This window comes from Marinobacter sp. MMG032 (assembly GCF_040112695.1).
GTDB lineage: Bacteria > Pseudomonadota > Gammaproteobacteria > Pseudomonadales > Oleiphilaceae > Marinobacter > Marinobacter salsuginis.
Map to the genome: position 1 here is coordinate 565,223 of NZ_CP157802.1, position 22,833 is coordinate 588,055.

Annotated in this window: 14 protein-coding genes; 2 read left to right on the forward strand and 12 right to left on the reverse strand. The window is 58.0% G+C overall.

Annotation, left to right across the window (positions count from 1 at the left end; genetic code table 11):
• Positions 1 to 19: 19 nt before the first annotated feature.
• The 5 genes from ABNF92_RS02610 to cysP all read right to left on the reverse strand — a co-directional run bounded on the left by ABNF92_RS02610 (position 20) and on the right by cysP (position 6,420).
• Positions 20 to 2,419 carry an ATP-binding protein gene (locus ABNF92_RS02610; protein WP_349343358.1) on the reverse strand — a complete coding sequence of 800 codons (2,400 nt, stop codon included), beginning with the start codon at positions 2,417 to 2,419 and terminating at the stop codon, positions 20 to 22.
• Between the two features lie 140 nt (positions 2,420 to 2,559).
• Entirely contained in the window at positions 2,560 to 3,651 is a 1,092-nt protein-coding gene (locus ABNF92_RS02615) for a TOBE-like domain-containing protein (protein ID WP_069184597.1), read from the reverse strand.
• Between the two features lie 9 nt (positions 3,652 to 3,660).
• Positions 3,661 to 4,491, reverse strand: coding sequence for a sulfate ABC transporter permease subunit CysW (gene cysW / locus ABNF92_RS02620; protein WP_136629729.1), 831 nt, complete (start codon positions 4,489 to 4,491; stop codon positions 3,661 to 3,663).
• Between the two features lie 3 nt (positions 4,492 to 4,494).
• Positions 4,495 to 5,367 carry a sulfate/thiosulfate ABC transporter permease CysT gene (gene cysT / locus ABNF92_RS02625; protein WP_349343359.1) on the reverse strand — a complete coding sequence of 291 codons (873 nt, stop codon included), beginning with the start codon at positions 5,365 to 5,367 and terminating at the stop codon, positions 4,495 to 4,497.
• A gap of 18 nt (positions 5,368 to 5,385) precedes the next feature.
• Positions 5,386 to 6,420 carry a thiosulfate ABC transporter substrate-binding protein CysP gene (gene cysP, locus ABNF92_RS02630; protein WP_069184594.1) on the reverse strand — a complete coding sequence of 345 codons (1,035 nt, stop codon included), beginning with the start codon at positions 6,418 to 6,420 and terminating at the stop codon, positions 5,386 to 5,388.
• 257 nt (positions 6,421 to 6,677) lie between these two features.
• Between cysP and ABNF92_RS02635 the strand changes: the two genes are divergently transcribed.
• Positions 6,678 to 8,162, forward strand: a complete 1,485-nt coding sequence (locus ABNF92_RS02635; protein ID WP_349343360.1) for a hypothetical protein — start codon at positions 6,678 to 6,680, stop codon at positions 8,160 to 8,162.
• Positions 8,159 to 9,199, forward strand: coding sequence for a succinylglutamate desuccinylase (locus ABNF92_RS02640; protein WP_349343361.1), 1,041 nt, complete (start codon positions 8,159 to 8,161; stop codon positions 9,197 to 9,199). The genes ABNF92_RS02635 and ABNF92_RS02640 overlap by 4 nt, the downstream gene beginning before the upstream one ends.
• A gap of 38 nt (positions 9,200 to 9,237) precedes the next feature.
• Here the strand turns inward: ABNF92_RS02640 and ABNF92_RS02645 are convergent, their stop codons facing one another.
• The 7 genes from ABNF92_RS02645 to ABNF92_RS02675 all read right to left on the reverse strand — a co-directional run bounded on the left by ABNF92_RS02645 (position 9,238) and on the right by ABNF92_RS02675 (position 22,786).
• A complete protein-coding gene (locus tag ABNF92_RS02645; RefSeq protein WP_222464266.1) occupies positions 9,238 to 9,480 on the reverse strand; it encodes a hypothetical protein in 243 nt (80 codons plus the stop codon).
• Positions 9,481 to 9,899: 419 nt separating this feature from the next.
• A complete protein-coding gene (locus ABNF92_RS02650) occupies positions 9,900 to 11,129 on the reverse strand; it encodes a hypothetical protein (RefSeq protein ID WP_222464265.1) in 1,230 nt (409 codons plus the stop codon).
• A gap of 311 nt (positions 11,130 to 11,440) precedes the next feature.
• The gene (locus ABNF92_RS02655) at positions 11,441 to 12,157 is read right to left on the reverse strand and encodes a sulfite exporter TauE/SafE family protein (RefSeq protein ID WP_209398028.1); all 717 of its coding nucleotides are present in this window, start codon (positions 12,155 to 12,157) and stop codon (positions 11,441 to 11,443) included.
• Between the two features lie 14 nt (positions 12,158 to 12,171).
• Entirely contained in the window at positions 12,172 to 14,970 is a 2,799-nt protein-coding gene (locus ABNF92_RS02660; RefSeq protein ID WP_349343362.1) for a hypothetical protein, read from the reverse strand.
• 1,016 nt (positions 14,971 to 15,986) lie between these two features.
• Positions 15,987 to 19,781 (reverse strand): hypothetical protein, encoded by a 3,795-nt coding sequence (locus ABNF92_RS02665; protein ID WP_349343363.1) that lies wholly within the window; start codon positions 19,779 to 19,781, stop codon positions 15,987 to 15,989.
• A gap of 9 nt (positions 19,782 to 19,790) precedes the next feature.
• On the reverse strand, positions 19,791 to 20,753 hold the full coding sequence (locus ABNF92_RS02670) for a hypothetical protein (RefSeq protein WP_349343364.1): 963 nt from the start codon (positions 20,751 to 20,753) through the stop codon (positions 19,791 to 19,793).
• Positions 20,750 to 22,786, reverse strand: coding sequence for a hypothetical protein (locus tag ABNF92_RS02675; RefSeq protein ID WP_349343365.1), 2,037 nt, complete (start codon positions 22,784 to 22,786; stop codon positions 20,750 to 20,752). Before ABNF92_RS02675 ends, ABNF92_RS02670 begins: the two co-directional genes overlap by 4 nt.
• Positions 22,787 to 22,833 lie beyond the last annotated feature (47 nt).

The window sequence follows — 22,833 nt, forward strand, 5'->3', positions numbered from 1 at the left end:
AGCCCGAGCTCCAGGTGTGTCAGTCACTGTCCTTACCTCCGCCGTTGTTTGCATCTCCATTGCTATCCCGCTTTTTGCTGGCCTCCGCAAATTTCTTGAGGCGCTCGGCAACCCGGCGATTGAAGCTGTTAGCTGGAAACTCGCCATTACTGTCCAGCTCCCCGACCTCCAGGCCGGTCAAAAGCTCAATGGCTTCGTTGATATGGGAGATCGGATAGATCCGGAATCGGTCCTCGGCAATCGCCTGCCTGACATCGGCCTTGAGCATCAGGTGCTCAACATTGCTTGCCGGCAGCAGAACGCCCTGGCCCCCAACCCCACCAGTTTCCCTGCAGACATCGAAAAAGCCTTCGATCTTCTCATTCACGCCACCCACCGCCTGAACTTCACCATGCTGGTTCATGGACCCTGTTACGGCGAAGGACTGCCTGATTGGCACCCGGGAAATGGCTGAAAGCAGCACGCAGGTCTCTGCCACCGAAGCGGAATCGCCCTCAACACCACCGTAGGATTGCTCGAAAGCCAGGCTTGCCGACAGCGACAGCTCACCATCACCGGCATACCGGCTTGCCAGGAACCGGGACAGTATCATCACGGCCTTGCTGTGAATGGGGCCACCCAGCTTGGCCTCCCGCTCGATATCGACCACCTGCCCCTTGCCCGGCCGCGCCGTGGCGGTAATCCGGGTGGGCTGGCCGAACATCGACGCGCCCAGCCTGAGTACCGATAGGCCATTCACCTGAGCCACTTCTTCTCCCGAAGTGGCAATTATCACCACACCCCGGCTGATTTGCTCCCGGCTTCTTTCCCGAACACGGCTGGCCCGGTATTCCCGCTCATCAATAGCCTGCTGCAGATGGCTGGCCTCGACGGTATCGGCACCCGCCTGGCTGGCCCAATGGTCAGCCTCACTGAGTATGTCCCGGAGCACACGGTCGTGGGCGGTCAGTTTGCGTTGGTCCGCCGCCAGCCGGCTGGCATGCTCAATCAGCCTGGCTACAGCACCTCGCTCCAGCGGCCGCATTTTCAGGGCCCGGACCATGGTGGCGATCATCCGGGCATAGAGTTCGTAGCAGTCATCGTTACGATCAAGATCATCCTCAAAATCTGCCTCAACCTTGAAGAGGTCCAGGAAATCCGGATCGTAATGGGACAACAGGTAGTACAGCATCCGGTCCCCAAGCAAAACCACCTTGACCGACACCGGAATCGGCTCCGGCTGCAGACTGACGGTACTTACCAATCCATAGAGGCGCTCCAGGGACTCGATGCGGATTTCACCGGATGACAGAATCCGCTTCAGGCTTTCCCAGGCCATGGGCTGAGTCAGCACCCGCCGGGCATCGATGATCAGATAGCCGCCGTTGGCGCGGTGCATGGAACCACCGCGAATCAGCGTGAAGTCGGTATAGAGGTTGCCCTGACGGGCCCGATGTTCAATCTGCCCGGCCAGGTGCTGATGATTGGGCAGATCCTCGTAGATAACCGGCGCGCCGACGGTTTCGGCGTTATCCACCAGCAAATTGACCTTGTACCGCGCCAGCAGCCCTGCCGGTGGCCCGTTATCACTGCCCTGAAAGGCTTCAGCATGCTCCACCACGTCTTCTCGGACCGCGTCCAGGTAATCGACAACCTCCGGGAGATGTGACCACTTTTCCCTCAGTTCCCCGATCGGGCCGCCGAGAGTCAGCTGTACCATCTCTTCATTCAGGGCATGGACCCGCTCACGCACTTCTTTCCGCATCCTGGGAATCTGCTGGATGGTCTGCTGCAGCTTTTTCTGCAGTTCCTCAACCTTGGATTCAACCAGTTGCTTTTCTTCATCGGAGAATTTCTTGTATTCCTCGGGATCGATCACCTCACCTTTGCGCATGGGGGCAAAGGTAAAACCGGCTGGTGTGGTGATCATGGCAATGTTGTTGCGGTTGGCCTCTTCCTGGATCTCGAACAGCCCCTGGTGCTGGCGCTTGGCCATCTCTTCCTGCAGCTCCTGCAAGCGGGCCTGGTACTCCTCGCTCTCAAAGGCCGCCGGAATGGCCGTGCGAAGCTCCTCAGCCAGATCACTCATGTCTTTCTTGAATTGCTGTCCCTGCCCCGCTGGCAACTGGATCGCACCCGGCCGATCTGAAAAGCGGAAGTTATAGACATGGCACCAATCCGGAGGAACCGGTTGCCTGGCTGAGTGCCGGGAAAGAAAGCGCTCAACAAGTTCATGCTTCCCTGCCCCGGCGGGCCCGAGGACAAACAGGTTGAAACCCTCAGCCCGGATACCCGCGCCGAATTCCAGTGCTCGCAGAACCCGGTCCTGACCGTAGGGTTGATCCAGGTCTTGCAGGTCATCGGTGGTCAGGAAATCCAGTTTTTCCTCTGGACAAGCGTGATAGACCTGGTCTCCGGTTAACGGGGCGGGTAATGGCATTACATCCTCCTGATGGTTTCCACCCGGGTGTGGAATACGCCGATGATGTCGGACGAGTCATCCGGGGGGGGGGGGGGGCGGCGCCCCCTCATCAGGAAACTATAGATTATGGCCGGCGCCCTGCTCCAGCCATCGGGGCACTAACGCCACTCGAGGGTCTTGGGCTCGGGCGAATGCTCACAGAACAGGTGGCCGACATCCGGCACCGCAAAGCAGCGATCACCGCGCTGGGGTTGGCGGGCGTTGAACTCGGTATGGCTGATGCCAACCTCCCACAACTCGTCACACTCCCAACCATCGGGCTTAAGTTCGATCCGCACTTCGGCACCGATCAGGTTGATGGCCTCGATACGGAACGGCAGATGGGCCTGGTCACTGGCGGACTGGGTCAGGCGAACTTCGTGGGGCCGAAGATAGAGCTGGGCGTCGTCGTTTTCGCAGCCTTCAGGTAAGCGAATCCAGGCATCGCCCTGGCTCATGACGCCGTCGCGGATCTTGCCGGAAAGCACATTTACCTGGCCGAGAAATTCGAACACGAACCGGCTGTCCGGACGACCGTAAAGCTCCAGGGGCGTATCAACCTGCTCAATCCGGCCATTGCTCATCACCACCACCTGATCGGAGAGTTCCAGGGCTTCTTCCTGATCGTGAGTCACGAACACACTGGTGAAGTGCAGCTCGTCGTGCAGACTTCGCAGCCAGCGGCGTAGGTCTTTTCGCACCTTGGCATCAAGCGCGCCGAAGGGTTCATCCAGCAAAAGAATCTCTGGCCGCATGGCCATGGCACGAGCCAACGCAATGCGCTGCTTCTGGCCACCGGAGAGTTGCGCCGGGTAACGGCCCGCCAGATGTTCCAGCTGCACCATCTCCAGCAGGTCTTTCACCCGCTTGCGGATCTCCGGTTTACCCGGGCGCTCCTTACGCGGAAGCACGTTAAGGCCAAAGGCCACGTTCTCGGCCACTGTCATGTGGCGGAACAGCGCATAGTGCTGGAACACAAACCCCACGCGCCGGTCCCGCACGTGCAGGTCGGTTACATCCCTGCCGCTGAAGCGTATTCTCCCCTCTTCCGGCGTTTCCAGGCCGGCAATGATCCGCAGCAGCGTAGTCTTGCCCGAGCCAGAGGGGCCTAGCAACGCCGTGAGCTGGCCGTCCGGAATGGTCAGATTGATATCATGCAGGGCCTGGAACTTGTCGAAAAACTTGTTGATACCCTGTATCTCGATGCTCATTTGAAACCCTTAGTTACGACTCTGACGCCATTCAACAATGGCCTTCACGACAAGAGTGATCAGCGCGATACCTGCAAGCAGTGACGAAGCTGCAAACGCGCCCACTGTGTTGTAATCCTGGTAAAGCAGCTCTACCTGCAACGGCAGCGTGTTGGTTTCGCCCCGGATGTTGCCGGAAACCACCGATACTGCGCCAAACTCGCCCACGGCCCGGGCATTGGTGAGGATAACGCCGTAAAGAAGCGCCCAGCGGATATTTGGAAGGGTGACCCGCCGGAACAGCTGCCAGCCGGAGGCACCCAGTACCACACCGGCCTCTTCCTCTTCCCGGCCCTGCTGCTGCATCAGTGGAATCAGTTCCCTTGCCACAAACGGGCAGGTTACGAAGACCGTAACCATCACGATGCCTGGCCAGGAGAACATCAGTTGAATGTCGTATTCACCAAGCCACTGGCCTACCCAGCCATTGCTGCCATAAAGCAGAAGGAAAAGTAGACCGGCAACTACTGGAGAAACAGCGAATGGAATATCAATCAGTGTGGTCAGCAGCTTGCGCCCGGGGAACCGGAAACGGGTCACCAGCCACGCAAGGAAAACGCCGAATACCATGTTCAGCGGCACGGTGAGCAGCGCAACCACGAGCGTCAGACCGATGGCGTGAAGCGTGTACTCGTTGAGAATATTGCTGACGTAACCGGCCCAGCCCTCGGCAAACGCCTGCACAAAAATCAGCACCAGGGGCATGAACAGCAACAGAACGGTCAAAGCAACAGCCAAACCGATCAGCGTGCGACGAACCAGCGGGCTATCGCCCACGCGACGATGTTTACGCGCAGCCATACCCTAACCTCCGTGCAGGCGCTTGAGGTAGCGCCCTTGCCAGACGTTGATCGCCAGAAGCAACAACAGCGATACCGTCATCACGACCGCGGCAATGGCACTGGCCGCCGGAAAATCGTACTCCTCCAGGCGAACAAAGATCATCAGACTGATCACTTCACTGATGTAGGGCGAGTTGCCGGCAATGAAGATGACCGCACCGTATTCCCCCAGGCTTCGGGCAAACGAAAGCGCACCGCCGGTTACAACAGCCGGCCAGAGTGTGGGAAACAGGATCTTCCGAAAGACCGTCATGTCCGAAGCACCCAGGCTCATCGCCGCCTCTTCATCTTCCGGTGCCATTTCCTCAAGTACCGGCTGAACCGTGCGCACCACGAACGGCACGCTGGTATACGCCATGGCCACCACAATACCAACCGGCGTAAAGGCGACTTCAATTCCAAGCTCGGCCAGGTACTGCCCATACCAACCGCTTTCGGCAAACAGGGTCGCCAGTGTGATCCCGGCCACGGCGGTTGGCAGAGCAAATGGCAGATCCATGATCGCATCCAGCAGCCGCTTACCCGGGAACTCGTAACGCACCAGCACCCAGGCCATCAGCAGGCCGAACACGCAGTTAAAAAGGGAGGCCGCCAGCGCCGCCAGGACGGTCACCTTGTAGGACGCAACCACCCGGGGATCGGTGATGACAAACCAGAACTGCTCCCACCCCATGCCGGCGGCACGGATAAACAGGCCGCTGATGGGCAGAAGCAGCACCAGGCTGATAAAGAAAAGCGAAATGCCGAGGCTCAGTCCGAACCCCGGCAAAACGCGTTTGGTGGCGGGAGCGCTCAGCCGCTTTGACGGGCGCTCCGAAACGTCAGTGGTGGCCATGGATCAGGTGCGCATCCCTTAGCGGCGACGCTGCAACTGGTCCAGCTTGCCGCCACTGGCAAAGTGGGTCTCCATGGCGTTTTCCCAACTGCCTGCGATGTCCTGAATCGGCATCAGCTTCAGTTCCGGGAACTTGTCCGCCACTTCCGCTTTCACGGTTTCGTTATGCACCCGGTAGTTGAAGCCGGCCAGCATACGCTGGGCTTCTTCCGAATAAAGATGCTTCAAATAAGCTTGGGCCAGTTCCTCTGTGCCCTTTTTCTCGATGTTCTTGTCGATCCAGGTCACCGGAAACTCGGCCAGGAAACTCACTTTCGGAACCACAACCTGGAAGTTCTTGTCCGGGTTCAGCTCCGGGATGTTGTTTACTTCGGACTCAAAGGTCAGCAGCACATCACCCAGGCCGCGCTCGACAAACGTGGTGGTGGCGCCACGGCCGCCGGAGTCGAAGACCTTTACCTGACCCAGCAGATCGCTCAGGAACGCGTCAATCTTCTCCTGGTCGTCACCGAACTTGTCCTGGGCGAAGCCCAGCGCCGCCAGGTAGGTGTAGCGGCCGTTACCGGAGGTTTTCGGGTTAGGCATGATCAGCTCGACGTCTTCGCGGATAAGGTCATCCCAGTTCTGGATGTTCTTGGGGTTACCCTCACGCACCAGGAACGCCATGGTGGAATAGTAGGGAGAGCTGTTGTTGGGCAAACGTGAGGCCCAATCCTCGGGAATCAGGTTGCCGCGCTCGGCCAGGATATTCACGTCGGTTACCTGGTTGTAGGTCACCACATCGGCACCCAGGCCCTGAAGAATGGCGCGCGCCTGCTTGGACGAGCCAGCGTGTGACTGCTGGATATTGACTGTCTCGCCTGTTTTTTCTTTCCAGTAGTCCTGGAACAGAACGTTGTATTCGGCAAACAGCTCGCGGGCAATATCGTAGGAGGAGTTCAGAAGCTCACGCTCCTGGGCAGAAGCCGGCCCCGTCAGCGAGAACGCCAACGCCAGCGCACTAAACCACAGGCCCTTACGGGCTTTGGAACCAGAAAAAATTGAATTCGGCATAGTAGGCAGAGCTCCCAGTTAACTCGGAATCTTGATATACGCCAGAGGAATAAAGATGGCGCTTTGTTAGAACGCAAAGATAAGGTCGGAGTTCTAAAACAACAATGCCTTAACTAGATGATTTATTGCTTCCGTAAAAACTTAAAGTTATAAGAGGCATCTGTTACAGACAGGCGTCAAATTTGATCGCGCCGGACTGGTACCCGGCGCATCTTCCACTACTATCAAGGTAAGTCAGCGCTGGAGAAGACGTTGCCGTGGGACTGTCGATCAAGACAACGGAATTTGCGCCGGAAGAGTTTGAACGTTTTGCCGCCAAGGTCCGCACAGACCTGAAAGCGCTCACTCGTCTTTTGAACCAGCCCGGCTTTGGTGAGGGTGAGAGTTCCATTGGCGCCGAGGTAGAGTTCTACATCGTAAACTCTGACCTGCGCGTGCAACCCATCAACACCGACATTGCCGCCAGAGTCCAGGACCCCCAGCTTACGGTTGAACTCAACCGCTTCAACCTCGAATACAACCTCAGCCCCCAGGCCTTCAAGGGATCACCGTTTGCCAGAACGGAGCAGGAGCTGCTCACTGCGATTCGGAGGATCGATGAGCACGCCGCGCCATTGGATGGAGAGTTGGTACCGATCGGCATTTTGCCGACACTTCGCCAGTCCGACATGGGTGCGCAGGTGATGACGGACGAACCTCGTTATCACGCGCTATCCAAAGCATTGCTCGAACAACGGGGCGAGCCGTTCAGCATCCATATTGGCGGTAACGATGTGATTAACCTGGAGGCCGACGATGTCTACATGGAAGGCGCCAACACCTCTTTCCAGTTGCACTGGCGCGTGCCAGCCCATCGTTTTGCGGATTATTTCAATGCCGTACAACTCGTCACGCCGGTGGTCCTCGCTCTGGCGAGCAACTCACCCAGTCTGTTTGGCCACCACCTGTGGGACGAAACCCGGATTGCCCTGTTCAAACAATCCATCGACAGCCGATCACCCAACCATAAAACCTGGCGCCATCCGCCAAGGGTCTACTATGGGACCGGCTGGATTCGTAGCGCCTGGGAGTTGTTTGCTGCCTCGGCATCGCTCTACCCACCCATCATTCCCCTGATGTCGGAGGAAGATCCGATGGCGATGATTGATCGTGGCGAAGTGCCAAAACTGGCCGAACTGCGACTGCACCAGGGAACCACCTGGCCCTGGAACCGGGCCATCTACGACCATACCGAAGGCGGCCATCTGCGCATTGAGATTCGCTCCATGCCTGCAGGCCCGACCGCCGCTGATATGTGTGCGAACGGCCTGTTCATAATAGGGGCAGCATTGGCCGTGCTGGATGACATCGGCCATCTGACGTCGATACTCCCCTTCCATTACACCGAACACAATTTTTACCGCGCCGCAAAATATGGCGTCGGGGCAGAAATCATCTGGCCTCACAAGGATCAGGTGCAGTTGCAGGATACGCCCCTGTTAACCGTTGCCCGGGAGCTTCTGCCCCGGGCCTGTGAAGCCCTTGCGCAGACAGCCGTGGACGAATCGGAAATACGCCGCCTGCTGGGAATCATCGAAGGCCGCATTGAAACAGCCATGTCGGGCGCGCGTTGGCAGCGCCACATCACCGAGTCCCTGTTCAAGAACGTAAGCCCCCATGAAGCCTTCCGAACTATGCTGTCTCTTTACATGGCCAACCAGAAGAAAAATACGCCGATCCATGAATGGACATTGTCACCGTGAGCAACTCGAACGTACTCGATTATCTGCATGATCCCTCACCCCGCACGCTGGGCCGCTCCCCTCTTGAATGGCTGGAGCAGCTGCAGAAACCCACGGTTGTCCGTGTTGCTGGTCGCGATCGCTCCCGCACCCGGGCCATGGCGACGCTGCTTCACGGTAATGAGCCTTCGGGCCTGTTTGCGCTTCACCGTTGGCTGCTAGAGCAGCACACCCCTGAGGTCAACATGCTGTTTCTCCTGGGCGGCGTCTACCCTGCGAAAATCCCGCCCACCCTCTCACTGCGACAGCTTCCTGCGGGACGTGACCTCAACCGCTGTTTCAAAGAACCGTTCGCGGGAGAGGAAGGCGCGATTGCAAAGGCCATGCTGTCAGAACTTCATGACGCGAACCCGGAATGCTTGCTGGACGTACACAACACCTCAGGCACAGGGCCGGCCTTCGCGGTGACCATCACCAATGATGCGGCCCACCAGGCGCTGACCTCTCTGTTCACAGACCGCCTCATAATGACAGATCTTCGCCTCGGCGCCCTGATGGAATACTCCGAGCAGGAAGTCCCAACGGTAACCATCGAGTGTGGTGGGTCCCAAGATGATCAGGCCCATCAATTGGCGTATGAGGGCCTCGTGCGGTATGCCTCAAGGCCAGACGTGTTATCACTTGAAAAGGCGGAGTGGGACGTGGAGGTACTAAGAAATCCGATTCGGGTGGAGCTGGTTCCGGAAGCAACCATAGAATATCTTCCTGAACCCTCCGGCCGGGCTGACCTCACTTTGTCACCAGACATCGAACACCGAAATTTCGGGATCGTATCGCCAAATGAGCCGCTGGGATGGATTGGAAAAAAAGGCCTCAGCGTACTCAACGCCATCGGCCATAACCGGACCGAGAACATGGAGCAGGTTTTTCAGGTCAGAGAGGGGAAAATCTTCCCCGCGCAGGCCATCAAAGCCTTTATGATTACCACCAACCCGGTGATTGCAAAGAGCGATTGCCTCTTCTACGCGGTCAAGGCGACTGGTGAGCCCATTTTCTGACAAGAAACAAAAAGCAAGCGCCCCTTTCGTCCCTCCAATCAGGGGTTGGACACTACTTCAACGCTGTCGGCGTGGCATGCCAGCTTAGCCCTGTCGAAGCTGCGTGTCGGGTTGGTGACGTATCGAACCCCGGACACCCTCACAGTCGCGCCTTTGGAGATACCTCGCATCTGGAGTGCCTTGCCATTGATCTGAGCTGAGGAGCGGCAATAACGTTTCCAGTCAACTCGTCCTTTGGCGTCAACCAAAGCCCCACGGAAAATGCCGACTACATCTGGCATTGGCGCATACTCGGGCTCCCAGACCGGCTCGGGGGTGGGTTTGGTCGACTCAAAACTCGCATAGGCTGCCCGACATGCCTCAATGTCGGATTCTGGAACCGTTTTGCCGTGCCTGAGCTCCCTCGAAGGGCGCAGGCATGCTTGAGTACATTCTACACTCCTTGCTGACCGACACTCCCCGGCCATCTTCGCCAACTGCTGGTAAAGATTCTGCTCAGCCGAGGCGGCGCTTGTAAGAAACGGGAGCAAAACGGCGAAAATGGAAAATATGCGAACGACAGCTGAGTTCATCGGGCATCCTCTCTTAGTAGTTGTTAACCATCATGGGGCCGTATCTCCGCCTCAGACGGTCAAGGGTTATAAGTAGCCGTTCGTCCAACTGTTCCTCCCACAAAATAACGTTCAGGCAGTCAATGGTTTTATGGCTTGAATGTCAGAACCTGCGGAACAATATTTGCCCTTCCCCCACCTCCCTGGAGAGTAAAGGCGGACGCCATCCAATAGGTTTTACGGCGTGGGTCTGGCTGGATATCGAGGTAGTCTCCCCATGCTCGAGCGTGGGGCTGGTGGCTAGAGGCATCCCCCAGAGCCATCTGCCAGTTTGGCAAAGCATTTGAATCGCTGTCATCCAGCCACCCAACCCCCAGCGTTGGATGGCGGCCCCCGGCACCGCACACCGCTACTATGCCCACATCGCCCCGTTGGTTCGGGCAAACGGACGGATAAGCCCAGGCCCGGTCCGAATTCCACAGATCGGGCTCATCAATCAGCTCATTCGAACTCTTCCGGATTCTCACCACGCGTACGAAGGGAAAAGGGTGCTGAACATCCGCCGAGGCCACCCAGACGAAACCAAGAACACCGCCTGACTCCCACGCTCCGAGAACGCGATCATCCATGCGATTCATCCATTGACTTGTCGCATCATCAGGTTTTGCGTAGGGGCCGTCGCGCCAATGCCTCACAGCGACGGAAACTTGCGAGACATCCTCTTCGTCGTCAGGCCATCGGAACACTTCGATAGATGGCTGAAAGTAGCTCAAGCTGGCAAAGATCGCCGTACTTCCCATGCCCCGACAAAAACGGAGAGATCCGAATTCTTCGGTTGACCAGGCTTCCCGGGAGATCGCTTCACGCGCCTTCAATTGATCCAGGGACAGTCGTAACACCACCGCTCTTTGCCAGCGGTCCGTGGTTGTGCTGAACACGTTGAACGACAGCAAGAGGTGGTTATCTGATTCGGCCAGATCGGGGTAATCCAGCCAGGTCCCCGACCACTGTTCGTCAATATCCGTCGGAGTTGTATCCCACCAGGTCCATGTACCAGGCGCGCCGGATGAACTGACAGCGACACGAATCAGGTTTCCTTGGGTGGTCTTGGAAAACTGCAGAAGCCAGATCCAGAGCCGTCTGGAAGAGCAGTAGTGAATGAGCTGATCGCAACAGAATCCAGCACCTGCGGGAGGCAATTCCGTATAGGGGTCTACAAACACCCAGTTGTCGCCACCGTCGGTGGATCGGGAACAAAACCAGTTGCCCGTTACGATAATGCGTTTACCGGAGCATGCCAGAGCAGGTTCCAGGATTGTACCTGCCTGTCCCCCGGTGTCGCCGCTGTTCAACCGCTTGGTATCGACGATAGCTGTCATGGCTTCTTGCCTTTCCGGCCTTTTGAACCCTCATCGATGACGGCCTCAGGCGGTGCCGATGTTTGCTCACCCGGTCCTCCCTCGGCTTCCGGCTCCGGCTGGCTTTCCGATGACGGACGAGAGATTTTTCCGGGCCCCGGCGCCTTTCGACGCGGCGAAATGTTTTGATCTTTCTGATCGAAATCAGGTTTTTCTGCCGGTTGTCCGGAGGCCACCTTTTCGGCTGCGTCTCGTGCAGGTTGCTTTTCAGGTGCCTGGTCAGTCAAAGAATGGTGTTTTCCCACTCCCTTCTTCTCTTTTGGGTCCGCCATTTATGTCACCAGTCGCAAGATATAGCCGCCCATTACGGTCCAGAACAGAACGCTATACCAGCGCTCTCCCAGTTTCCTGTTGATGGTTCTTCCCAGCAAGGTACAACCTGCCATAACAGGGACCAGAATACCTGCCAGAACCAGATGCTCTGTTTGCAGCAAGCCCGACTGACTGAACACCACGGCCTTGGTCGTGTCGCCGACGAGGGACACCAGAGAGGCGGCGCCCACAAAATAAAAACGCTCAAGCTGCAGGCTGCGAAGTGCGACGCCCTTCAGCGGCCCCGAAGTACCTGAAATACCTGAGGTAGCGCCAGAACAGAATGCTAGCCCAACCCCCCAGGCTTTTTTCGCGCGATGATAGGGCGAAAACTCCCACACGAGGGTGACAACAATCACCAGCGCAACGGCATACCGAATCCATAGCTCTGGCAGTTTGAGCATCAGAGTCGCGCCCAGTGCGGTTCCCAGCAGAACTGCAATGATGACGGCGCCGGAGGCCCTCCAGGGCAGGGTTTTCCGGTAAACCGCCACCTTCGCAACGTTGTTGCAGGCCAACAACAAAGCAGCCACGGCGATCCCCTCTTTGGTACCGATGGCCATCATCATGGCGGGCACCAGAATCAGGGAACCGCCGAGGCCCGCTGCAGCGGAGACAATAAACGACGCCGGGATGGCCAGCGCCAGAAGGATCAGAGATATCGCATCAAGTTCCATCGGTGCGTCCTTGCTTAAGGGAAAAGTTGATTGCCGGGTCGAGGCCAGACGCTGACAACCCGGGCCGCAGCATGGGGCCAGTTGCGCACCAGATTTTCCACGGAGGTAACCGGACCCGTTGGTACTGCCGAAAAGACATCGTTTGTTGAGCCGACAACAGCCAGGAGCAGTATCCGATGACCGGTCGAAACGCCGGAAAAGTCCACGTTGATAGACACCGCTCTTGGCATTCGAGCAGCCAGGTCAACCGACAAACGGTTCAATGGCGTGCCGTCAGCCGCCAGCGCCACGTTCCATCCCGGAGGTGTTGGCTGCGGCGCTCCGCCGGTCAGGCTGCGGACAAAGGGCAAGACGTTTGTACAATCCGTTCCCAGCAACGTGTTTTGAGAGGCTCCGGAACGCCATAACAGCACCACAAACGCTCCGTTTGCAGCCACCGGCCGGGTGTCCCGATGGTGCAGCAAGACATCAACGATGCTTCGCTCGCGGTATACCTGCCAGACTGAGTTCCTCACTCGCCGGGGTACCACTGTTTCCATCAGGTCAATCTCCGAACCGGGTAACGCCGGTACGGCTGCGTTTTGCCAGGGCGCCCTGTAAACACCCGGCGACCCGTTCTCGTCAAGTGCGTTGGCCATCACGTCAGCCCACAAGGCAGCATCTATTCGTCTTGCGCCCGGGTTTGCAATGCCTCTCAAGCGGCGGTGGCGCTCAACAAGATCACCCATTTGGTCACTCCACTCACCATTTGGGATAACGCTGGGGTAAATCCACCGGAAGGCGGTCTGGAACGTCCAGAGTTGATAGCGCAGATTGCCGTTCCAGATGTTGGTTCCCCGGAACGATGGCGTTGTCCCTACCGGTGCCTCTGGCCGTACAACGATATCCGGGCTCGCGAAAAAGGGCTCCGCCGTGGCCCCGGGACGACGACGCGGATTTTGCATGGGGGTCGGGAACATGCGGCGGTCATCCCTCGGGTGCACCCGCACATAGGTTCGGGCGGGCTCAGCTGCAGCGAGGTTGACCTCCCAAACGCCTCGGGACTGCAAGGTGGCCCTCATCAACCTCGGCGACGTGCCCGCGCCGGACGGATCTTGCCAGATGTGAAGGTCCTGCACGACCGCTTCCGGCAGACCGTTCACGAACAGCTGCCATGGGCCATGGGCATTGCCCGCGATTTTGGTTGAAGTCCATACCCCAATGCACGTGCCGACATACACTGTACTGGGGTTGGCCGGGTCAACCGTGACCGAGTACGCCGGGTCGATCGGGCTGGTCGCCCGGGGGGGCAAGGCTGGCAAGACCTGGCCCAGACCGGTCAGCCGACAACCTCCGGCTGCATTATCATAGTAAAAACAGGCGTCTGCAGCGGCGACTGGCGCGATGGCCGCTACCGCTGCAGAGGTTGGCGATGCCGGAACGGCCGGAGTCCAGTTGGTGGTTTGGCCAGTCGTGGTGAGATAAAAATCGTTGGTTCCCGGAACTGGCGCAATATCCGTAAAAAAAGTCGCCTGCGGGACGACCAATGGCGCCGCCGGCGCGGCAACCCCCGGCCCGATCAACGCCGTTGATGTCCAGCGACCCGGATTTCCCGGGTCTTCGCTGTAGCGAATAACACCCGCATTGAACAACGCCAGGAGAGTCCGCTCGTCCACCCATTTAACAGTCACTACCGGACCAAAGCCTGCCGGGGGCACACCGAAGGCCATGTTGGCAGCGGTGCTCGGCCTGCGGTTGCCAGGCCGGCCATCGCGCCACTGAACGAAAGTGCCAACGGCGGTAATGGGTAACACCCGCCATGTGTTCGGGTTGCTGGTGCCGAGATTATCGGTCACCCACACTCGATTGGTTCCCAACGCCACTCTCGCTCGGTTACCAGAGGCTCGCCGCACGGTGTCGATTCCCGAGTAAAAGTTACTGGTGTTATTCGCTTGTTCGGGGTCATTATCAATCAGGTTGCAGGGAGCTGCGTATCGACCGGACGGGTCACAATCCCAGCTCGCCTCCGCATACTGTCCCATCACGTAGTGGGACTGGACAGGATGAAAGGTCACACCTCCACCGTCACCCTGCATGTTGTTTTTCATTTCCCAAACCGTACTACCCACTCGTACCTGGCGACCATTGTCTTGACACCCAAGTATGGCGAAATGACTCGATGTGGGATGGCTGGCGCTGAAGATGGATTCGATAGAGGCAAGGCCCACGTTGCGGCTGCTGAACGTATTGGTTTGCCCATCGCGTAGGGAGACGAAAACTCCGCCATCGCAGCCCACCCAGATTTGCCGGGACCCGTCAGCATTAGTGGCTTTTTTTAGTGCGTGAACGTCCGGATGGACCGAATCACCGATGAGTCCCGCCCGAGTCGCCCCGGCATTCGTTCCAGCGGGCTGGTCAGAAACTCCCGGCGAGGGCACCAGGTTGTTGCCGTTTACGTCGAAAGCCCAGATTGACGCGTTCCAATTGTTCAGCTCAACCGTTGAACCGCCAATATAGACACGATCCGTTCGGACCGGGGGTGGTACCAGCGCTGTATTCCGAGTGGTCACAACCATGGCCTGATCATAATCGCGTTGGCCATCCCAGAGGTTGGCGGCTGACGGCACGTTATTGAGTGGATTGGCTACGGGGGCAGCATCGGCGGGGTTAGCAATTTGCCAGACATGTGGAATCTTAAGCGAAGGATTGGCGCTTGGGTTGGTGTCGACATCTCCCAGCACATAAACCCTGTCGGCGTCATCATTGGCTGCAATACTCAATCTACCGAGAAGCGTGCTGCCTGCTGGCACTGTTGGTGGTGGCTGAAAATTCATCCCGACCCAATTCTGAGTCGTGCCATTGTCGTCAGAAAATGCGACTCCGGTGTGTCGGTAGCAAATAAAAAGCCGATTATTGACGTAGCAAAGATCTGTTGGATCACAAGCGGATAAAACAGCTCCAAAAGCCGGTGGAGACGCCGGTGCTGCAGGAAAATTTAGTGCCGTCCACGTAAACTGGAGAGAACCCGAAACGATAGATCGGGTGCCTCTCAAAAGACCCGCTGATGTGGCTGCCAAAACGATGTCACCGTCCGCCCCAGCGGGAGACCCTGGAACTCGAACCATCCTTACGATTGACACACCTTCCAGAACACCAATGCCCGCTGAGGACTCCCAGGGATCGAACCTCAACCCACCTGCAGCAGGGCCTGTGGCGGAAAGAACACCAACTCCGTGTATGGAGTCAGCGCCATCAACACCCTGCGTGGCACCAATCTCACCGGTACCCACCATCACAAAATCGTCAGCGACGGTCGCGCCAAAATTCACCAACAGACAACCACAGGCGAAAGCACTGGTGTTACCCCCAGCACGTCGCGGCTCGTTGGCCCACCCACCGACGGGCTCCCAAGTAGCGCCGCCATCGCCGGTATACCAAACACCGCCCTTGGCAGAACCAGCGTAGGCCCTCTGGCCATCCGGGCTGACAGCGAGATCCCGAACGCGCCCAGACACCCGAGGTCGGCCGTCGGCTTGGCCCCGGCGAACCACCGAGGGTCCAATCGGTACCCAGCGATTGGTATTATTAGCTGGAAACACCATAGGAGCGGGGCCGGGGCCGGCAGCAGCCCGAGCAGAAGGCAGGTCCAGCGGTTCACCGAATGCTCCAATACCCTCACTCTCCATAAAGACTTTCATCGCGTCCGACAGCGCCTGTTTATCTGGTGCACCGGATATTGACGTTAAAAAACTGTCCCTTGCGGCCGCATTCTTTTGCTTCTCAGCTTTTCGTTTACGGCGCCTCTCACGTGCTCGCTCCTGAGCTGATATCGAATTCACTGGGATATCACTCATGACTGATCCTCCTCAATGATCCGAATCCAGCCCTCCTGGAATTCGTGAGGCGTTCTTGGCAGAAGTGCTGACTGCGTCGCGGCAACGATGGGGTCGTCTCGCCAGGTCAAGGGGCCGGTCCGACGAGTGAACTGTTGCTTCTCGCCCAGAAGATTGACCTTGGGTAACCGAATCTCCTCAGGATCAACAAGCACCGGACCTACCCGAACAGAAGGGATCACCCGCTTAAGGCCATCATTGATCCAGGCGTCATTGAGAGCCAGTGACTTCCTCGGCAGAACGCCGGAGGTAAGGTGCACCTTGCCAGCAGGCAGCATCAACAGCGTCAGCGTATGGCAGGTACCGGGCCGGACATAGAAAAGATCCTCGTCAACCAGATAAGGATGGTCCAGTGGCTGGACATCCGGAACATGAACCTTGCCCAGCAAACCCAACTGCCCTCGGCGACGACCGCTCTCCCGAGCCAGCGCACCGATGGACTTGTCGACGAGATGGAACCGGTCGTAGTTGTCATCAATAAAATAACCGAGCAGTGAATCGTCGCTGCGCTGGAGATCGCCCAGCCGTACCGGAAACGCCTGATCCCGGAGCGCCTCGAACGCGGCCTTGCGGGTATTCGCCGTTTCAATTGAATCCACTCGCACATCGTCAAGATCGTCAGGCACATCCAACCTCAGTGTCGCCTTGACCACAGCGATGGGACGCCCCACCAGGCCGGCAATCGATGACGACCCCAATGTACTGAAGGTATCCACTGTCCAGAGTGTGGTGTCGATTGCCCTCAGCAAACCTGTCAGCGAGCTTTCGGTAGTCGGTAGCTCCCCCTTTCGATGCTGCACATCCGTTCTGATTACCCCGGAAACAAGATTGCCCACGGGCGTTGCATCGGGCGGCAGATCGGCCATAGGGCCAGCGCCCGGGGGCAAGGGCCTCCCCGGAGCTAGCTCCCAGCGGACCGCTCCGGTCAGCTCATGATGACTGATCTGGCCCAATGGATTCCCCCTCTTATCGAAAGCTTCGAGAGATTCATCAATGTGGTCAGGTAACAGAAAGCCGGCAACAGGGTTAACCGCCAAGGTTGGCTCCAATTGATTCACAAAGGCTTCAGGAGCCAGTGCCGGGTCGCCCTGATAGGCCGGGTCGACCAACCGAAAAAGCCAGCGCCCGCCCCCCTGGATGCGCAGTGGCATCTTCATGGCAGAGGTATCATCCGGTATTTCCAGGGGTGTGGTGGTTTGAATGTCCGTGGTAGGCACGTCAAGGACACGGCCAAATGCATCCACCAAACGAAGCGCCTTAAAGGAGATGGTTCCCCCGAACAAGGTCAAAGGATCGGCAATAACCTCTGGCCGGTCATCGGCGCCAGGCGTGGAGAAGAATCCGCCCAGATAGTTCAGGCCCAGGAGTTGTTCCCTGACCCCATCCAGAGAGGCCGACGCTAGATCCTGGGGTTTGATGAAATCCGCCAGGGTATTCAATGTGTTTTCCTGGGATGCCGTCAGCGTATCGCCGGTGGCCTCCCTCTCCTGCTCCGCCGCAACCCAGCGGCTGATACCTGCCTGAAGAGCCGTCCCCAGGCCCCGATGCAGCGGGCTACGCCCGGTAATCTCAATCATCTGGACATCACTGGCGTCGGTTTTTCGAACCATGTCCAGTTCATCGAGCTGCCAATCAGTCAAAGAAGTCGAGCCCTCCAATTCAATCCGCCATTCCAGCCAAAGCGGCACCCAGGGCTGTCGCCAGGCGGTAACCCCCAGTGGGCTCGGGCTCAGCCCCTCAAGGTAAGAGGCAACAGCCAGCTCAGCCGTGATTTGCTTTTTCAGGGACGTCTCCTGGAAAGAGAATTGCTGCCAGGTTTCCTTTCCCGGCGCTTGCGGATCCGCAAGGCTGCCAGACAAGGTGTACGCCCCGCTGCCGTCGTAGCGACCATCTGCGGAGTAGAGCCGGAGCATCTCTCCTTCAATGCGGCTCTGATACTTCGGGCGAACCTCGTCCTTGTCGGTGGCAGCGTTGGCCAGCCAGCGGCTGCAGTAGGGATTCAGAACCAGAGCTTCACGTACGATGGTCAACACTTCGGGCGGGATTGCGCCCGATCCCAGCGTGGGCACCAGGTCTTTCGCCTTGACCACGCCTTTGATGCCTTTCACCGCCTCATTGGGGTAACGGCACCGTAAACGGCCATTATCATCGTGGAGTCCGTCATAATGATGGCGCAGGCTTGGCTTGGCACCTTTTATGGCCAGCGACGGGGGCTGGGGCATGAAAAGACGGGGTGCGGGTCGTTCAACAGTGCGCCGGTCTTTGAGCGCACCCCGAATCGCATCGGATCTGAGCTCGATTGGTGGAGCTTTGGGCGCTTGCATTTCCTCGCTGAAGACAACTTTGTCACGCCAACGAGGCAGCGGCGACACCCGTCCGGCGGTGCTCTCCTTGCTCATCCTGGCCCGCCCTTTTCGCCCGACCGAAGTTGCGTTAACCGACGCGGAGTCCTCAACGCGCAGATGATCGAGTTTGGCTGCAGGCAAGGGTTTGCCCGGACGAGAGCTGAACATGTCGTCGTGCTCTCGCTCGGCAATATCCCGGAGGCCGTCCTGAGTGCCCATACGGTCCATCAAATCGCTGGTGAAGGCAGCGGCCAGCATTTCAGCGGCACGCCTCCGGGAAACGCTATCGCCGATGGCATCTGCGCCGAGGGCGGTAACCAGATCATCCGTATCAAACCCGGCCGCGACCGACAGCGCCTCTGAGGATGGTCGCTCGTCAATGACCGGCAAGTTCTCTCCGATTGGCACGCCGGAAATCATGCCGTGAAAAAGCGACATGAAAGTGGGAGATTTCTGGGCAATAAACAACTTGGACGCTTTATCCACCGGCAGGCCCATTTCCGGAGTCATGTCGGCGTAAGTGAAAGATTCAACACGGCCTTTTGCCACAAAACTGGTTGGAGTTGCCTCAGCTGGCTGCTTCATCTCCCCTTTCGATAACAGACGTTCCAACACGGCCAGATCCGGTTCGTTGCTGGGCGGCTCGGCTTCCGGATCCAGATACCATCCAAGGTCGGCCATCACATCCAGCAAGTCTTTTTTGCTAACCACCGCCAGCGGATCTTTGTCCATGTCCGTATACCAGCCCGCAACGGTGTAGGTACCGGCATCTTTCTCAAAACCGTCTTTCGCGGTCTTTCGAAGTTCTGGCAGATCTTCCAGGGCATCATGGAAAGCGAAACGATTGGCACTGGCATGATAAGACGCGGTCCAGAGCGGTGATCCGCCTACGGTCCCGTCCAGAGGTTCATAGGTAGGCTGTTCCGAGGTACCGAAATTCGATCCGTTAAAGGAGCCCAGAGGCCGAATGCTCGCGGTTTTTGCATCGATCACCCAGCCTCGTATCATGGGCCGTTTAATGCCGACGGGGAAAAGCGCTCGCACCACAACCCAGTGGTTGGGAAGCTCTGTCATTTCCAGCTCGCCGCCTGCAGCTGATTCGCCCCCCCTCAGGAGCGCATCGGGAAGTGCCCAGTGCAGGTGAACACCATTTTCCGGCACCTGCCCTTCAGCAAAAGGCGCAGGGTCGCCAGGCCCACCGGTCACGGACACCAACGGCTCCGGGTTGGATTCTTTTGCAACATAGGCCTGAACATCGATGGGAACCAGGATGCGTTTGTTCCGCCGCAAATCCGGGTCCCAGGTATTGACGGCGGCCAGGTCAGTATCCGCTCGAACCAGCCAGGCCCATCGTTCGTCATAGACCGCTTTCGTGAGGGTCTTTTTCTTCAACAGGTGTTTGAACATAGCGCCCCCTCACAGCTTGAATGTGGCGTTAACCATGGGCTCATAAGCCACGGTCGCCCGGAACATGGCAGATATCGGTGGAACCTGAACCTCCCCAAACACCTGCCGCCATGGGAATCGAATTAACTGCAAGGCGTACTCGGCGCTGTCCAGACCATCGCCCGCGCCGGTTTCATCATGCGCAGCCAGAGCCGCGGATAACCGCCGAATATCAACAACACCGGATGACCCCACGCGAAACGGCACGTCTATGTCCTCCACGTCGAGGTAGCTGAAGTCGCTCTTCCTGCGGGGAGTCAGCGTTGCTGAGCGTTGGTTACCGTTATCCTCGTGTTTGAAGCCAAACTGGACGCCCTGGCGCGGTTCTTCCAGGTGAACAACTTTGGGAACACCATCAAACAGGCAGAGCAAAACGGCGGGGGCCAACCTTTCCAAACGCAGCAGCCGGATTCGTCGGGGATCGTCCTCTTCGAACCGGGCTTCGTCGCCCTCCTCCGGGTCTACATCAAAAGCCCGAACATGCATGCCCGGCCACCCGGATACGGCGGCGGAGCGAAGCAGAAATCCGGTAATGGGTCCCGTTTGGCCAGTCAGACGTGGGGCGAGCGTGCGACGACGTACGTTGCGCTCTTCGGTATCCAGTTCCGCTCGGATGGCGCTGTATTGGGCATCCAGTTGGATGCGGTCGTCACTATTCACCGTGCCAACGCTGAGCGCGCCCTGGACCAGCGCATCCGTCCAACGCCGATCCATGTAGAACCAGCGAATCGATTCTTGCGGGAGTAATTCGGAGTCCGCCACCAGATTGGCAAATGGAACCCCGTTGAGTAGCCGCAAGCTGACCAACCAGTTCCTAAGCTCCGCGGGCATCGCGGTGTTTTGGTCAATCCTGAATTCGTTGAGCGGAGCCCGTGCAGTTTTTTCCAGCTCCTGTCCGAGGTTTTCGAGGATGTCCTGGTTTTTGTTGATCATGACTCGTCCTCATCCGTGAAATCTCTGGGCCGGTCCCGCAGGATCACATCCAGATTGTCATTCAAGCCCTCTCTGATCAGGCGATCAGTGACCGGAAACGCAGGGCCGGTCAGGTGTTCGTTGATCAGTTCATTCGACAGCGTGCTGGACACCAGATCGACACGCTGCCGGTCCAGATCCGCCTCCAGGGTTCCCCGCAAATCGACTTTGCCCAGTTCACGTGTAAGCAGGTCTTCTTTGGGCACTTGGACACCCCGCAAACCCTCGAAAACTTTGTTCAGGTCGCCGACGAATAAGGCCGGCTCCAGCCCCAACCCCCGAGCAAGCACGGTGGTGGGCTGACCATTGAATTCCAGTGGCCGTCCGGGTCCGACTTGGGGCATTGGATTTCCCAGAAACTTTTCAGGGGTTCTCACAACAGCATCGGCAAAGAAACGTCCTGAAAGCCGGCCCAGATGGCGAAGGTCTATTTGATCAATGCCTGCCCCGAGCACCTCCTCCCAGAGAGTTCTGTTTTTTATGAGCAGGGACTTCAGTCGGGCAGCGTGATAGTCGTTTTGTCGCCACCGCATCAACGAAGCGATGATGGACGGTTGAGACAGAGTAAGAAGACGGCCCGTTTCAAAGGCAGTGGCCAGTGACAGATCTTCCCGGCCATCCGGTATAACCACTCGGAGCTGGTCTGAACTGTGTGCCAGCTTCAGTCGATCAGCACTGGAATTTCGGGTGGGATGCGGCACCAGCGGTCCTCTGTACCAGGACCGTACCTTGTCACCCTCACGGGTTTGGTGGCCCAGACCGACATGTCCACTTTCGGCAACCTCCAGAGGCAGGCGGCCACTCACGGATTTCTGACCTGGCCCTACATCGCCAAGCAGGCGGGAGTCCAGGTTTTCCATCAATGATCGGAAGGTGGTGTCGCCGGTCGTGGTGAAACTCCAGTGCAGCAAAACCGGGAACCGATATTCGGGGTCCAAAGGCAGGGCCTCGAAGGTTTGAATCACCCGAAAGGGCTCGGCCATATTGAGAGCAATGTCTGCCGAAGTGGAGCCTTTGGACTTTTTGATGGCCCAGGTACCGGAGCCGGAATATGGGACCGCGCCGGCAGTTGCCGCAGCGCCGGACTTGAATTGTGTCGACCGGGAGCCTTTGACGCCCGGAGCCAGAGGCACCGGCTGAGTCAGATTCTGAAGGTCGCCGGCATTGATTCCCGCAGCCCGTGGAGCCAGAGCCGTGCCCATCACCTGATGGTCGTCGTAACTGGCCATACTCTGGTGAACGGTACTCTTGACCATGAAAGGTGTAACGAACGACGGCACCGGATCCGGGGACCGGTCCAACAACACATCGTATTGGCCCTCAAGATTCACAAGACAGGCCAGATACTTCACCGGGGCATCATTGCCGTCCTCGTCCTTGCCCGGCACAGGCAGACGGTTGCTGATGACAACGGCAAGAAACCCGTCATCATCACCCATCATCAGCTCGGTATCGTGGATGTCCACCTCCCGGGCATGAGCCAGCAGGTCCACGTCGTTTTTGGTGGGAAAAACCTTATCGATGACTGATTTTCTGATGGCCAGACAGTTGCCCTTGGCGACTTCTTTTAATCCGTCGAGTTCAATGCCCTCGGTTACGCAATTCGCGACATCAACGCCGGTTTCCAGCCTGGCTTCCCCTTCGGCGATGAGCACAAGTGCCAACCAGGGTGTATTGGCGGGTGCGCCGTCAAGGCGGCGTTCCCAGGGCAGGGTCCGTCTTTTGATGACCACCTGTGGCAGGCGGCTGCCATAGCTACCAAAGGAATTGGCCGGTGGATAGGTCGACAGAATCTGATCGGGCGGCAGAATGTAGCGCGGCGACCGAATCCTGAGGTGGATGTTCTCCTCGTCCACCTTCAGCGCACCGGCATCCAGACTGGCCTCCGGCGTTTGCGCTGAGAATTTCTGGTTGGCCCTTATTCGCCACAGCCCTGCCTCCAGAGGCGGATTCAGCTTGGCATAAAGCTTGAACTTTCCTTCACCAACAGGCATCGCTTGCTTCCTTCTTGCTATCCTCTTTCGCCGGTCCCTGCTCGGAT